The 14,836-nt window shown below is 36.6% G+C and carries 10 protein-coding genes and 1 riboswitch; of the genes, 8 read left to right on the top strand and 2 right to left on the bottom strand.

The genetic code is table 11. The features are described from left to right. Positions 1 to 31: 31 nt before the first annotated feature. Entirely contained in the window at positions 32 to 2,644 is a 2,613-nt protein-coding gene (locus ACR1PN_RS02415) for an MGH1-like glycoside hydrolase domain-containing protein (RefSeq protein WP_433978729.1), read from the bottom strand. A 188-nt stretch (positions 2,645 to 2,832) separates the two neighbouring features. Further along, positions 2,833 to 2,940: riboswitch (SAM riboswitch) on the top strand. A gap of 62 nt (positions 2,941 to 3,002) precedes the next feature. Here ACR1PN_RS02415 and ACR1PN_RS02420 point away from each other — a divergent pair. From ACR1PN_RS02420 to metF, 7 genes are all read left to right on the top strand, one after another. Continuing rightward, positions 3,003 to 3,941 carry an alpha/beta fold hydrolase gene (locus ACR1PN_RS02420; RefSeq protein WP_433978730.1) on the top strand — a complete coding sequence of 313 codons (939 nt, stop codon included), beginning with the start codon at positions 3,003 to 3,005 and terminating at the stop codon, positions 3,939 to 3,941. Between the two features lie 3 nt (positions 3,942 to 3,944). Next, positions 3,945 to 5,486 carry an ACT domain-containing protein gene (locus tag ACR1PN_RS02425; protein WP_433978731.1) on the top strand — a complete coding sequence of 514 codons (1,542 nt, stop codon included), beginning with the start codon at positions 3,945 to 3,947 and terminating at the stop codon, positions 5,484 to 5,486. Positions 5,487 to 5,611: 125 nt separating this feature from the next. Continuing rightward, positions 5,612 to 6,778, top strand: coding sequence for an O-succinylhomoserine sulfhydrylase (locus ACR1PN_RS02430; RefSeq protein ID WP_433978732.1), 1,167 nt, complete (start codon positions 5,612 to 5,614; stop codon positions 6,776 to 6,778). Between the two features lie 56 nt (positions 6,779 to 6,834). Further along, positions 6,835 to 7,845: a homocysteine S-methyltransferase family protein gene (locus ACR1PN_RS02435; protein ID WP_433978733.1), complete on the top strand. Its 1,011-nt coding sequence runs from the start codon at positions 6,835 to 6,837 to the stop codon at positions 7,843 to 7,845. Positions 7,846 to 7,927: 82 nt separating this feature from the next. Further along, complete coding sequence (locus tag ACR1PN_RS02440; RefSeq protein WP_433978734.1) at positions 7,928 to 9,019, top strand: fatty acid desaturase family protein; 1,092 nt, start codon at positions 7,928 to 7,930, stop codon at positions 9,017 to 9,019. Positions 9,020 to 9,023: 4 nt separating this feature from the next. After that, positions 9,024 to 11,690, top strand: a complete 2,667-nt coding sequence (gene metH / locus ACR1PN_RS02445) for a methionine synthase (RefSeq protein ID WP_433978735.1) — start codon at positions 9,024 to 9,026, stop codon at positions 11,688 to 11,690. A gap of 143 nt (positions 11,691 to 11,833) precedes the next feature. Beyond that, the gene (gene metF / locus ACR1PN_RS02450; protein ID WP_433978736.1) at positions 11,834 to 12,793 is read left to right on the top strand and encodes a methylenetetrahydrofolate reductase [NAD(P)H]; all 960 of its coding nucleotides are present in this window, start codon (positions 11,834 to 11,836) and stop codon (positions 12,791 to 12,793) included. 111 nt (positions 12,794 to 12,904) lie between these two features. Here metF and ACR1PN_RS02455 read toward each other — a convergent pair whose 3' ends face one another. After that, positions 12,905 to 14,101: a hypothetical protein gene (locus ACR1PN_RS02455; protein ID WP_433978737.1), complete on the bottom strand. Its 1,197-nt coding sequence runs from the start codon at positions 14,099 to 14,101 to the stop codon at positions 12,905 to 12,907. A 52-nt stretch (positions 14,102 to 14,153) separates the two neighbouring features. Between ACR1PN_RS02455 and folE the strand changes: the two genes are divergently transcribed. Further along, positions 14,154 to 14,822 carry a GTP cyclohydrolase I FolE gene (folE, locus tag ACR1PN_RS02460; protein ID WP_126653391.1) on the top strand — a complete coding sequence of 223 codons (669 nt, stop codon included), beginning with the start codon at positions 14,154 to 14,156 and terminating at the stop codon, positions 14,820 to 14,822. The last annotated feature ends 14 nt before the right edge of the window (positions 14,823 to 14,836 follow it).

Below are 14,836 nucleotides of genomic sequence, written 5' to 3' on the forward strand. Positions count from 1 at the left end.
AACCCTAATACGCTCCAACTCTCCAACTCAATTAATCAAGTCTCGGTTTTAACAGTTTTGCCACGGTTGCCGTCCATCCTGTTTGATGGGAAGCTCCAACCCCTCTTCCGTTGTCCCCGTGGAAGTACTCAAAGAATGTGATGTAATCTTTGAAGTTAGGGTCGTAATTAAATTTATAATTTCCTCCATTAAAAGCACGTTGCCCACTTTCGTCTTTCAGAAAAATAGAGCAAAGTCTTCCGCTGATATTTTGGGCAACCTCATCCAAATTTTTCTTTTCTCCGCTTCCGGTCGGGAATTCCACTTTTAAGCTGTTACCATAATAAAAATGAAAGCGTTGTAAACTTTCCACAATCAGGAAATTAATCGGGAACCAAATCGGACCCCGCCAATTGCTGTTGCCGCCAAACATTCGGCTGTCGCTTTCTGCTGGAGTATAGTAAACTACGTTTTTATTTCCATGAACGGTAAATACAAAGGGATTTTCCTCATACACTTTAGACATGGCACGGATTCCGTAGGAACTTAGAAATTCTTTTTCGTCGAGCATCCGGTTCAAAACTTTTGTCAGTCTTGTTTTTCTGAGGATACTCATCAGATGTTTTCTCCCGCTTCCTTCTTCTTCCCAATGGGATACTAAAGAGGTGAGTTCAGGTTTATTTTTCAAAACCCAATCCATCCTTTCCCTGAAATTTGGCATCTTATCCAGCAAATGATGATCTATAATTTCAACTGCAAACATTGGGATTAAACCGACAATACTTCTAAGTCTTAGGGAAACACTTTCTCCGTTTCCTAACTGTAAAACATCGTAAAAGAAACCGTCTTCCTCGTTCCAGAGCCCTTCTTTCCCTTCTCCCATGTTTTCCATCGCTTCTGCAATGTAAAGATAATGCTCAAAAAATTTGATCGCCATATCTTCATACACCTGATAATATTGAGCGAGCTCCATTGCCATTCGCATCATATTTAGTGCATACATTGCCATCCAGCTCGTGCCATCGGCTTGTTCGAGATGTTCACCATCTTTCAGTTCCATATTTCGGTCAAAAGCACCAATATTATCTAAGCCTAAAAATCCTCCACCGAAAATATTTTTTCCGTTTTTATCTTTTCGGTTAACCCACCACGTAAAATTTAGCAATAGCTTCTGAAAAACTTTTTCTAAAAATAAAAGGTCGGGTTTGCCATTTGTTTTTTCATCAATTTTAAAAACTCTGAAACAAGACCATGCATGAACCGGTGGATTGACATCACTTAAATTCCATTCATAAGCAGGCATTTGTCCGTTCGGGTGCATATACCATTCTTTGGTCAGCAAAAGCAATTGATTTTTAGCAAAATCAGCATCAATAATTGCAAACGGAACACAGTGAAACGCAAGATCCCAAGTCGCATACCAAGGATATTCCCATTTATCGGGCATCGAAATAATATCTTTATTGTGAAGATGCTCCCATTCAGTATTTCTTACATAATTGTTGAAATCTCTTGAAGCTTCATGATTAGGATCGCCTTTCAGCCATTTTCCTACGTTGTAATGATAGAATTGTTTGTTCCACAAAAGTCCGGCGAAAGCCTGTCGCTGAACATTTTTTTCATCATCGCTATAAATATCCTGTTGAATTTCATCATAAAATTCATTGGCTTCATTAATTCTTGCATTAAAAATATCATCAAACTGATAAAATGCGTCATCCATATCATAAGGCGACAATCTGAATTCGAAAACTTTATAACTTCCCGCTTCAATAATTTCATCAATAATGAATGCTGCTTTCGTTCCTCTTTTTTCAGGGTTTATGGTATTTGATTGATGGATAATATAGTCGTTGATTCCATCTTTGTAATAAGCATCTTCTACTATTGGGGTACCATGAAGTTTAGGATGGTTGGTTTCATTATCACAAAAAACGCGTTCTGCATTTCTATTTTTTGAGTAAAACTTTTTGATGGGAATACTGTCATGTAAAACATTGATACAGCCTTCTTTTCCTGCTTCTACCTGACCTTTGTATTCATTATAACCCCATTTCCAGTTGTTTCTGTACCAGACAGTTGGCAACACAACAATTGGAGCTCCTTTGTCACTTCTGTTGCAAACCGTAACTCTGATTAAAATGTCATTAGCATCAGATTTACAGTATTCTATGAAAATGTCAAAGTATTCATCATTATCAAAAATTCCGGTGTCAAATAATTCGTATTCAGGCTCTTTTTTTGAACGCCTTGCGTTTTCTGCTACAATATCTTCATAAGGAAATTCGTTGATCGGGTATTTATAGACCATCTTCATATAGCTGTGAGAAGGCGTATTATCCAAATAATAAAAAATTTCCTTAATATCTTCGCCGTGATTCCCTTGCGGGTTGCTCAATCCGAAAAGACGTTCTTTTATTCTTTTATCTTTTTTATTCCAGAATGAAAGGGCAAAACAAAAAAGTTGTTTGGTATCCGAAATTCCTGCAATACCTTCTTCTCCCCATCGATAAGTATGGCTCTCGGCAATATCATGATTTGCAAAATGCCATGCATTCCCGTTCGGGCTGTAATCTTCACGCACATTTCCCCATTGTCGGTTGCTGACGTATGGTCCCCAATTTTTCCAGTCTTTATCTTGTAATCTTTGTTTTTCGGTACTCATATTTCAACATTTTTCATTACGAAGTTAGTTTTTTTGCTAAAAATTTCCAACTCGTTATATTTGAATTATAATTAATGTATTACTGAAAACCTTTTGTTTATCGGTGTTTGTAATGTTAAATTAAATTTTTATAAATATTTGAAAGAAAAGTTTTATCTTTGCACCATTCGTTCATTAAAATATTGAAAATGTTATCAAGAAAGGTTGAGGGATTAGACCCTGTGAAACCTTAGCAACCCTTTGCGCAAGCAATGAAGGTGCTACGTTCTACCAAAATTATTTTGGACAGATAACTACTGAATCTTTTTTCAGCCATTTCCTGTGGCATTTTCAATTGTATTATTAAAAAATAATAGAATTGAAATCAGAACTTAAACATATTAATTTTTCGTATCAAACTAATTCCGGTAAGGAATATGATATCCCGCTGAACTATCAGATTTTCGGGCAGGATCTGTTTTCTTCGCCGATTGTTTTAGTTAATCATGCCTTAACCGGAAATTCCAATGTTTCGGGCGAAAGGGGATGGTGGAAACAATTAATTGGTGAAAATCAGGTCATCGATACCCAAAAATATACAGTTCTATGTTTCAATATTCCCGGAAACGGATTTGATGATTTTTTAATTGATGATTACGAAGATTTCACGCCTTCAGATATGGCCAATATCTTTTTAAAAGGTCTTGAAATTTTAAATATTAAAAGTTTACACGCCATTGTTGGAGGTTCTTTAGGAGGCGGAATCGGCTGGGAAATGTTGGTAAAACAACCAAATCTTGCTGAAATTTTCATTCCTATTGCCTGCGATTTTAAAACCCACGATTGGCTTCATGCACAATGTTTAGTTCAGAAATTTTTATTAAATCAAAATGATGAACCATTACAAAAAGCCAGAATTCATGCAATGCTGTGCTACCGAACGCCGGAATCGTTAAATGATAGATTTCAGAACAGATACAGTCAGGAAAAACATAGATTAGAGTCCGAAGATTGGCTGATTTATCACGGAAATGCTTTAAACGAAAGATTTAGTTTAAAAGCTTATAAGCTGATGAATCATTTACTGATGAATATAAATGCCAAGGAAGATCATTTGGAAAAAATCCAGGCACGAATCCACATGATCTCCGTTGATACAGATCTATTTTTCCCCGCTTCTGAAATTCGAATGTGCTTTCAAAAGTTGAAAGAAAAAAAGGAAAATGTTTTCTATCACGAGATCACCTCAATTCATGGGCACGACGCCTTCTTAATGGAATACGAACAATTAAATACTATCATTAAAAATATTTTGTAGAAGATGAAAAGTAATGCTAACGAAATAAAATTTTTAAAAAACAGATCAATCATCAAGTTTGAAGGGGAAGATTTCTTAGGCGAAATCGGGATTGACGGACGAATTTTCAAAGCGCTTACGTTGGCGCGAATCAGTGTGGGAGTAATTTCCCAGCAGGCGATCGAAAACGGGATTTCTATTCTTGTTCAGGAAAGTGATTCTGAAAAAGCGGTCAATTGCCTAATTGATGAATTTGAAGCAGAAAGAAAATCAGGGAAAGTTTCTCAGATTTACAGCATAAATAATGTGTCGGTTTTAGGCTTTGTTGCAGAAGATTTCAATAAAGTTTTGGCAGAACTGGCTAGAAATAACGTTTTCCCATTGCTTTTAAACCAAATTGCAGCAGAAAAAAGGGTAAATATTATTGTAACTTCTTCTCAGGACGAAAAAGCAAAAAACATCATCGAGTCTGAGATCTCTAAAAAACCGAAAACAGTTCATTTGGCAATTATCGGCCACGGAAATGTTGGAAAGACTTTAATAGAACAGGTTTTAGAATCTTCGGATGAAATCAAAAGACGTAAAAAAATAGATCTTAAAGTTGTAGCAGTAGCCAATTCCAGAAAAATTGCATTCAACAAAAAAGGTTTCGACAACAATTGGAATGATGAGGTGGTAACAGCAGAAAATCCTTCTAATGTTGAAGAATTAATCAACTTCTCAAAAGAGAATCAACTGGAAAATTTGATTGTTGTAGATAATACAGCAAGTAAAGATTTTGTCCACAATTATCATGCTTTGGCAGAAAACGGTTTCGATCTGGTTTCTTCTAACAAAATTTTCAACACGCTTCCTATCGAAGAATACCGTAAACTAAGATATACGTTGAATAAAAACAACAGACGCTATTTATATGAAACCAATGTTGGTGCAGGTTTGCCGTTAATTGATACCATAAAACTTTTGCATCTTTCAGGAGAAAATATTACAAGAATTAAAGGCGTTTTCTCAGGAACATTGAGCTATGTTTTCAATAATTTTTCTTTAAGAGACGATAAGTTTTCAACAATCATTAATGAAGCGTTGGAAAAAGGTTATACAGAACCGGATCCAAGAGAAGATCTGTCTGGAAACGATGTGGCGAGAAAATTATTGATTCTGGCCAGAGAATTAGACTTGATTAATGAATTTGAAGATATCAATATTCAAAACTTGGTTCCTGAAAGTCTGCTTGAAGTTTCAAAATCTGAATTCCTTTCAAGACTGGAAGAATTAGACCAAGAATATCAAAAAATCAAAGAGAGCCAAGAACCTGATCATGTTTTAAGATATGTCGGAGATCTTCACGGAGACTTGCAAAAAGAAAAAGGTGAGTTGGATGTAAAACTGATTTCTGTTCCTGCAACTTCTGCGTTAGGACAATTAAAAGGTTCAGATTCCATCTTTGAAATCTATACAGAAAGTTATGGAGAACATCCGATCGTCATCATGGGAGCAGGAGCAGGAGCAAAAGTGACTGCAAGAGGTGTTTTCGGAGATATTTTAAGAGTAAGCGAAACGAAATAAAACAGCCAGTTGGACCCGAAGGGTCCAACATCAATAGCCGTAGGTGAAACCTATGAAAAAAAAATGTACAACGAATCCGAAGGATTCAATATAAATAACCCTATATAAACTATGGGAAAATAGAAATGGAAAACGAAAATTTTGAAACCTTTGCCATAAGAACCCAAACTGAAAGAACTCAGTTTGATGAACATTCAACGCCTTTATATTTAACATCCAGCTTTATTTTTCAGGATGCGGAAGATATGAGAGCGAGCTTTGCGGAAGAAAAACAAAAGAACCTGTACAGCCGTTTTTCAAATCCGAATGTAACGGAATTCACGGATAAAATTGCAAAAATGGAAGGCGCAGAAGCCGGATACGCTTTTGCAACAGGGATGGCGGCAATCTATTCAACATTTGCTACTTTGTTAAATGCGGGTGATCATATCGTAAGCTGTCAGTCGGTTTTCGGGTCTACGCATACCTTATTCACAAAATATTTCCCGAAGTGGAATATCGAAACAACCTATTTCAAAGCAGAAGATGCTGAAAACGTAGAAAAATATATTCAGCCAAACACAAAAATTTTATATCTGGAAACGCCTACAAATCCTGCAATTGAGGTTTTAGATTTGGAGTTTTTCGGTCAAATCGCAAAGAAGCATAATCTAATTTTTATTGTGGATAACTGTTTCGCAACACCTTATTTGCAACAGCCGATAAAATACGGTGCAGACATAGTAGTGCATTCCGCAACAAAATTAATTGACGGTCAGGGTCGTGTTTTGGGTGGAGTAGCGGTCGGAAGAGAAGATTTGATTCGTGAGATTTATCTTTTCGCGAGAAATACAGGCCCTGCAATGTCTCCTTTCAACGGCTGGGTTTTATCTAAAAGTTTAGAAACTCTGGCAATTCGTGTTGAAAAACACTGTGAAAACGCTTTAAAAGTAGCGGCGTTTTTAGAAAGTCATCCGAATGTGGAGTTGGTGAAATATCCTTTCTTAAAATCTCATCCAAGTTATGAAATAGCTAAAAAACAGATGAAATTGGGCGGAAATATCGTAGCATTCGAAATCAAAGGCGGAATTGAAGGTGGAAGAAACTTTTTAGATAAGATTAAAATGTGTTCACTTTCCGCAAACCTTGGCGATACAAGAACGATTGTGACGCATCCGGCTTCTACAACGCATTCCAAATTATCGGACGAAGAAAGAAATGAAGTGGGAATTACGGCGGGTCTGGTGCGTTGCTCGGTAGGTCTGGAAAATGTGGATGATATCATCGCAGATTTAAAACAGGCATTGGATTAACAATAAGCCTTGTCAAGGTTCAAAACCTTGACAAGGATTTTAAATCAAAATAAAAAATGAAAAATTCAGAACAACTATACAAAGCATTATCCGAGAGAATTTTAATTCTTGACGGAGCGATGGGAACCATGCTTCAGCGATACAAATTTGAAGAAGAAGATTATCGTGGTGAGCGTTTTAAAGATTGGGAACATCCTGTAAAAGGCAATAACGATTTATTATCGTTAACGCAACCTCATGCGATTGAAGAAGTGCACAAAAAATATCTGGAAGCAGGTGCAGACATCATCGAAACCAATACGTTTTCAGGAACGACCATTGCAATGGCAGATTACCACATGGAAGATTTGGTTTACGAACTAAACTACGAATCTGCAAAAATTGCCAGAAAAGTGTGTGACGAATTCACGGCTCAAAATCCTGACAAACCAAGATTTGTAGCAGGATCCATCGGTCCAACAAATAGAACGGCAAGTTTAAGTCCGGATGTTAACGATCCGGGTTACAGAGCGATTACATTTGAAGAACTGAGAGTTGCCTACAAACAGCAATGTGAAGCTTTATTAGACGGAGGTTCGGATGTTTTGTTGGTAGAAACTATTTTCGATACCTTAAATGCAAAAGCAGCTTTATTTGCCATCGATGAACTTCAGGATGAAAGAGGAATCAAAATCCCGATTATGGTTTCAGGAACAATTACCGATGCTTCGGGAAGAACATTGAGCGGACAGACTGCAGAAGCATTTTTAATCTCCGTTTCGCATTTGAATTTACTAAGTGTAGGTTTCAACTGTGCTTTGGGAGCCAATCAATTGACACCGTATTTGGAAACTTTGGCTCACAATTCAGAATTCCACGTTTCTGCGTATCCGAACGCTGGTCTTCCGAATGCTTTTGGAAAATATGACGAAACGCCGGAAGATATGGCAAGTCAGATCAAAGAATACGTGGAAAAAGGATTGATCAATATTATCGGAGGTTGCTGCGGAACAACGCCGGATCACATCAAAGCGATTGCAGATCTGGTAGCCCAATATTCGCCAAGAAAATTGAAGGAATTTGTCTGATTTAATAGATTTTTTTTATTGAATCGATAATAAAAGGAATGGTTTTTAATATTAAATTTAAGTATCATGCAAATTTAATACTATGGAAAAACCGATTTACCTTAAAGATTCAGAAGATGCAAAACTGTTTAATGAACTAAGAAAAAGAGTGAACCAACGCGTAGAAACTATTCCCGAAAACAGGGATCTTTACATTCAGATCAAAGCCATTATTTTGCCTTTGGTCTATTTTGGCTTATATGTGTTTGCGCTTTTTAATGTCAATAGACCTTGGATATATATTTTGAGTTTTGTGTTGATGGGGATTTCTTTGGTGTTGATTTATTTGAATTTAATTCATGAAGCTGCTCACAATAATATTTACAAAAGCAAAAGATTGAACAATCTTGTTTTGCATATTTTTGATTTTGTGGGAGCCAATTCCTACATCTGGAAAAAAAGACATATTGCAAGCCATCATGCTTATCCGAATGTTGACGGTTGGGACACTGATATCGAACAAAGCGGACTTTTGTTAATCGTTCCCTGGATCAAAGCAAAAGGCGTTCAGAAATATCAGCATTTCTTTTTCTTTTTGGTATATCCTTTATATCTGTTCAATTGGATGTTTATTCGTGATTTCAGAGACTTTTTCGATAGTGAAAGAGTGATTCTGAAAACACAGGGAGCAATTCCGGCAAAAGAAAAAATTAAAATGGTTGCCTATAAACTGTTCTATTTTTTCTATCAGATTGCAGTTCCGGTTTTGTTTTTTAAAGTATCCATCGGTTTGGCTTTGGGAGCTTGGTTTTTACAGGTTATTGCGGCGAGTATTTTCGCTCTTTTTGTACTGCTGCCTTTACATCCGCTTCCTGACAATGCTTTTCCGAAACTGGATGAAAAAAACGGGTTACCGTTCAGCTGGCTTCACCATCAGTTTGAAGTAACCAATGATTTAACAAATAATAACTGGTTTATCAGGAATATTTTGGGGAATTTCAACTTTCACGTTGCCCATCACCTTTTCCCGAATTACAGTTATGCCTATTATAATGAAATTACAGAGGAAATCGAAGAGTTTGCGAAAGAACATAACCTGGGTTATAAACGGTTTCCGATTTTTACCGCTTTGGGCAAACATGTGGATTTGCTGAAGCAGAATGCGAATAACGCATATTTTATTTTAGAAGAATAATTTGATGAAATATTTAAGATTATCGGGGCTCGAGCCTTTGATTATTACACCGGAAAGTAATTTTATCAACGTTGGGGAAAGAACCAATGTTGCCGGTTCAAAGAAATTTTTAAGATTAATTAAAGAAGAAAAATTCGGGGAAGCTTTGGATGTCGCCCGTCATCAGGTTGAAGGTGGTGCACAGATTCTTGATGTCAATTTCGACGACGGATTGATTGACGGGAAAGCTTCCATGATTAAATTTTTAAATTTAATTGCTTCCGAACCGGATATTTCCAGAATTCCTCTCATGATTGATTCTTCAAAATGGGAAATTTTAGAAGCTGGATTACAGGTTGCTCAAGGTAAATGTGTAGTGAATTCCATCAGCTTAAAGGGCGGTGAAGAAGAATTCATCAAACAGGCAAAAGCAATTAAGAGATATGGTGCAGCTGTGATCGTGATGGCTTTTGATGAGGTGGGACAAGCCGATACGTACGAGCGTAGAATCGAAATATCAAAACGTTCTTATGATATCTTAGTGAATCGTTTAAATTTCCCCGCAGAAGACATTATTTTCGATTTAAATATTTTCCCGGTTGCAACGGGAATGGATGAGCATAGAAGAAATGCAATCGACTTCATTGAAGCAACGAGATGGGTTCGCCAGAATCTTCCATATGCATCGGTGAGTGGAGGAGTTTCCAATGTTTCGTTTTCGTTCCGTGGAAATGATACGGTAAGAGAAGCGATGCATTCGGTTTTCCTGTATCATGCGATTCAGGCGGGAATGAATATGGGAATTGTAAATCCTGCGATGTTGGAGGTTTATGATGAAATTAATAAAGAACTTCTCGAGCTTGTCGAAGATGTAATCCTTGATAAAAGAGAAGATGCTACAGAACGACTTTTAGATTATTCTGAAAAGCATAAATCGGTCAAAAAAGAAAAAGTTGAAGATTTAGAATGGAGAAATCATCCTTTACAGGAAAGAATTACACATGCTTTGGTAAAAGGAATCGACCGTTTCATCGAAGAAGATGTGGAAGAAGCAAGACAACAGGCGGAAAAACCACTGCACGTTATTGAAATCAATCTAATGACCGGAATGGGCGTTGTCGGAGATCTATTTGGAAGTGGGAAAATGTTCTTGCCACAGGTTGTAAAATCTGCAAGAGTAATGAAAAAAGCGGTGGCATATTTACAGCCATTCATTGAAGCTGAAAAAGACGGTTCAAAACCTGCCAACGGAAAAATTCTGATGGCAACGGTAAAAGGTGATGTTCACGACATTGGAAAAAATATTGTGAGCGTAGTTTTAGGTTGTAACAATTACGAAATCGTTGATTTGGGAGTAATGGTTCCTGCCGAAAAAATTATCCAGACAGCGATTGAAGAAAAAGTAGATGTTATCGGACTTAGCGGATTGATTACGCCAAGTTTGGATGAAATGGTCTACATCGCTTCAGAATTAGAAAGACAAAATTTAGATTTTCCTTTATTAATTGGTGGTGCAACAACTTCAAAAGCACATACTGCGGTGAAAATCGATTTAAAATATAAAAATGCAGTTGTTCACGTGAATGATGCTTCCAGAGCGGTAAACGTGGTAAGTTCATTGCTGGGCGACAGAAATAAAGAATATGTAGAGGATTTAAAGAACGATTATTCTGAATTCAGAGAAAAATTCCTGAACAGACAGGTTGATAAAGATTATGTTTCGATTGAAGATGCCCGAAAAAACAAATTTAAAATCGATTGGGAAAACGAAGAAATTTTTACGCCCAATCAATTAGGAATTAAGGTTTTTGAAAATCAGGATTTGAGGGAATTATTACCTTTCATCGACTGGTCGCCGTTTTTCAGAAGCTGGGATTTGCATGGAAAATATCCGAATATTTTAGAAGATGAGGTTGTAGGAACTCAGGCAAGGGAATTGTTCAAAGATGCACAGGTTATTTTAAATCGAATTTTAGATGAAAAATTATTAACCGCAAAAGCCATTTTCGGAATTTTTAAGGCTAATTCGAATGAAACGGATGATATTTTAATCTTCGATGAAAATAATGAACAGAAAGTAAAATTCTTAACATTAAGACAACAAGCCCAACGTTCAAAAGGAAAAGATTATCTGGCTTTAAGTGATTTTATTGCGCCTCAAAGTTCAGGAAAAACCGATTATATGGGTGCTTTTTGTGTAACCACAGGCTTCGGAACAGATGAACTGGCAGAAGAATATGAAAAAGCGAATGACGATTACAATGCCATCATGGTAAAAGCTTTAGCAGACCGTTTTGCAGAAGCCTACGCTGAATTTTTACATAAAAAAGTAAGAACCGAATATTGGGGTTACGCGAATCAGGAAAATTTAAGCAACGAAGAATTAATTGCCGAAAAATACAAAGGAATCCGTCCGGCTCCAGGTTATCCGGCTTGTCCCGATCATTTGGAAAAACATGCAATCTGGGATCTTTTAAAAGTAAAAGAAAATATTGGCGTTTATTTAACGGAAAGCTTAGCCATGTTCCCAACTGCTGCAGTTTCGGGATATTATTTCGGAAGTCCACATGCAAAATATTTCGGATTGGGAAAAATTGCAGAAGACCAGTTAAAAGAATACTCTGAAAGAAAAGGGATTTCTCTGCAGGAAGCCAGAAAATGGCTGAATCCTAATTTAGCAGATGGAATTTAGTTTGAGATTCGGCGGCGGCAAAGCCGCCGCCGAATCTCAAACTTCAAAATAAATATTAAAACAGATTATCAAATAGTTATGATTGATTGTTGTTGGCTTTTTAATCGTAAATAACAACTTTCAACACGCAATAAAAATATAAAATGAAGATTACTGATCATATAAAAAACGCAAACGGAAAAACTTTGTTTTCCCTCGAAGTTGTTCCGCCCCAAAAAGGAATCGGGATTGAAGATTTATATAAAAACATTGATCCTTTGATGGAATTTAAACCACCATTTATCGATGTGACAACTTCCAGAGAAGAATATATTTATATCGACAAAGGAAACGGTTTGATGGAGCGCCGCATCACAAGAATGCGTCCCGGAACATTGGGAATTTGTGCGGCCATTCAACATAAATATAATGTAGATACGGTTCCTCATTTGCTTTGCGGCGGTTTTACCAAAGAGGAAACAGAATATCTTTTGGTAGACTGTATGTATCTTGGAATTGATAATATCATGGCTTTGAGAGGCGATGCAATGAAAGGTCATCAATATTTTGAGCCAACTCAGGGAGGTCATGCCAGTGCGATGGATCTGGTTCATCAAATTAATGATCTGGGAAGAGGAAAATATCTTCATAACCAAGACGAAGAACGTGAAGAGCATAATAAATTCTGCATTGGCGTTGCCGGTTATCCCGAAAAACATATGGAAGCGCCTTCAATGAATTATGATTTGAAATGGTTAAAGCAAAAAGTAGATGCAGGAGCAGATTATATCGTAACGCAAATGTTTTTTGATAATAAAAAATATATTGAGTTTGTAACAAAGGCTCGCGAAATGGGAATCACCGTTCCTATTATTCCGGGAATTAAGCCGATTGCAACGAAAAAACATTTAAAAATTCTTCCTCAAATCTTTAAAATTGATTTACCGGAAGAACTAATCAATGAAGTTGAAAATGCCAAGAATAACGAAGCCGTAAAACAGATCGGAATTGAATGGGCGATTACTCAAAGTAAAGAACTTTTAGATTTCGGAGTCCCTGTTTTACATTTTTATTCGATGGGAAAGAGTGATAATATTAAAAAAGTAGCCTCAGAGCTGTTCTAATAAAGTAAAATGATATTTGATGAAAGCTTGTTGAAAGACAAGCTTTTGCTTTTTTTAATGAAGTCTATTTATAAAAGTTTCGGCGGAGCCAAAGGCCCCCCCGAAACTTTATCATAACATCGGATGCCTTTCAAATTCCTTATTTTGATCGAATAAATAACGATAAGTCGCCAATTTTCGGGTCACTGTAGTATCAAGATTCTCGGCAATTTTGATCATTTTAGGATTAAAATCACCAATCCACTGCATTTCTGTGACTTTAAAATCCGTGTGTTTTCTAAGGTGCTGTGTTCCTTCCCAAATCATGTACCCTTCCAGGCCTTTTCGCTGCCATTCGGGGACGACACCAAAAACAAGTCCCACCATTTTTTCGTTTTTCTTAAACTTTTTAATCCAGAGAAATTTTAGCTTTTCCCAAAGTCCGAATTTTCCGTTGAGATATTTAAACCATTGGTTCGTGTCCGGAAGATTCATCCACATGGCAATCGGCTTTTCATTTTCATAGACGAACCACGAAATATGCTCATTGATAATCGGTTTCATGGTCTTAAACATTTTCAAAACCTTCGATTCTTCCATGCATTTTCCCTCGCCATGTGCTGCCCAAGCTCTGTTATAAATTTCAGTAAAATCTTTGGCAAATTTCCCCAGCTTATCTTTCGTCATGGGTCTTGCAGAAATTTCAGGATTTTTGCTGTGCTTTGCGTGCATGACGGTGAAAACTCTCGAAACTTCAGCAAAAATTGGTCTTGAAAAACACAATTGTTCAAAGTAAATCTTTAAACCATAATTCTCGAAAAGTTCTTTATAATACGGGAAATTATAGTTCATCCCAAACAAAGGTTCTATAAAACCTTCAATTACCAATCCCCAAAATTTATCCCGTTCCCCGAAATTAATCGGTCCGTCCATCGCTTCCATTCCTCTTTGCTGAAGCCAGTTTTTGCAATGGTCAAAAATAAAATTTGCTGTTTCCTGATCATAAATACAGTCAAAAAATCCAAACCCGCCAGTCGGTTGCTTTTGTGTGTACGTTTCATTGATGAAAACCGCAACTTTTCCTACCGTCTCATTGTTATTTTTAAATAAAAACCTTGCACATTCTCCGCTTTTAAAGAATTTATTTTTTTCAGGATTAAAAACATCTTCAATATCGATATTTCTTGGTCTGATGTAGTTTTTGTCGTGTTGGTAAAGCCTTGCCGGAAACTCTAAAAATTCCTTTTTCTGGGATTCGTTTTGTACTTCTTCAGCAATAATCATGATGTAAAATGATAGTGGAGTTGAAAGATAATGTTTTTCAGTCAAATTAAATATGACCAACAGATTTTATCCGTATTTTTGTGCAAATTAAATAAAAATGGTTGATTTTACTGATAACGACGATGATATTTTCACTGGAAAAGAACATACGCCTATACGGGAAGATGCTTTTGATAAATCGCCAGAAGAGAAGATAGAAAAAATTACGGAACTTTTTGGGGAAATCATGGAAACATTGGGTATGGATATGACCGATGATTCTTTAAAAGATTCTCCGAGACGTGTGGCAAAAATGTATGTGAACGAAATTTTTGGAGGACTTCTTCCTGAAAATAAACCTGGAATTTCTACATTTTCAAACAAATATAAATACCGCCAGATGTTGGTAGAAAAAGACATCACGGTATATTCTTTCTGCGAACATCATTTTTTACCGATTATCGGGAGAGCGCATGTTGCTTACATTTCGAACGGTGAAGTGATCGGTCTTTCCAAAATTAACAGGATTGTTGATTATTATGCGAAAAGACCGCAGGTTCAGGAAAGACTCACGATGCAGATTGTGGATGCCTTAAAAGAAGCTTTGGGAACGAAAGATGTAGCCTGTATTATCGATGCAAAACATCTTTGTGTCAACTGCAGAGGAATAAAAGATACGGCAAGTTCTACGATCACAGCGGAATTGAGCGGGATTTTCAGAACCAATCCTATTACAAGACAGGAATTCCTCCATTATGTGGGAAGCCATGCAAAATTGGATTATTAAGTAAGATAACAGAA

It is taken from the genome of Chryseobacterium sp. RLHN22 (genome assembly GCF_051011795.1).
In the GTDB taxonomy this organism is placed as follows: domain Bacteria; phylum Bacteroidota; class Bacteroidia; order Flavobacteriales; family Weeksellaceae; genus Chryseobacterium; species Chryseobacterium zhengzhouense.

What these genes read in the sequence shown, in the direction of transcription:
- ACR1PN_RS02415 (WP_433978729.1), bottom strand. Translation starts at nt 2,644, where the DNA reads ATGAGTACCGAAAAACAAAGATTACAAGATAAAGACTGGAAAAATTGG.
- ACR1PN_RS02425 (WP_433978731.1), top strand. Translation starts at nt 3,945, where the DNA reads ATGAAAAGTAATGCTAACGAAATAAAATTTTTAAAAAACAGATCAATC.
- ACR1PN_RS02430 (WP_433978732.1), top strand. Translation starts at nt 5,612, where the DNA reads ATGGAAAACGAAAATTTTGAAACCTTTGCCATAAGAACCCAAACTGAA.
- ACR1PN_RS02435 (WP_433978733.1), top strand. Translation starts at nt 6,835, where the DNA reads ATGAAAAATTCAGAACAACTATACAAAGCATTATCCGAGAGAATTTTA.
- ACR1PN_RS02440 (WP_433978734.1), top strand. Translation starts at nt 7,928, where the DNA reads ATGGAAAAACCGATTTACCTTAAAGATTCAGAAGATGCAAAACTGTTT.
- metH (WP_433978735.1), top strand. Translation starts at nt 9,024, where the DNA reads ATGAAATATTTAAGATTATCGGGGCTCGAGCCTTTGATTATTACACCG.
- metF (WP_433978736.1), top strand. Translation starts at nt 11,834, where the DNA reads ATGAAGATTACTGATCATATAAAAAACGCAAACGGAAAAACTTTGTTT.
- folE (WP_126653391.1), top strand. Translation starts at nt 14,154, where the DNA reads ATGGTTGATTTTACTGATAACGACGATGATATTTTCACTGGAAAAGAA.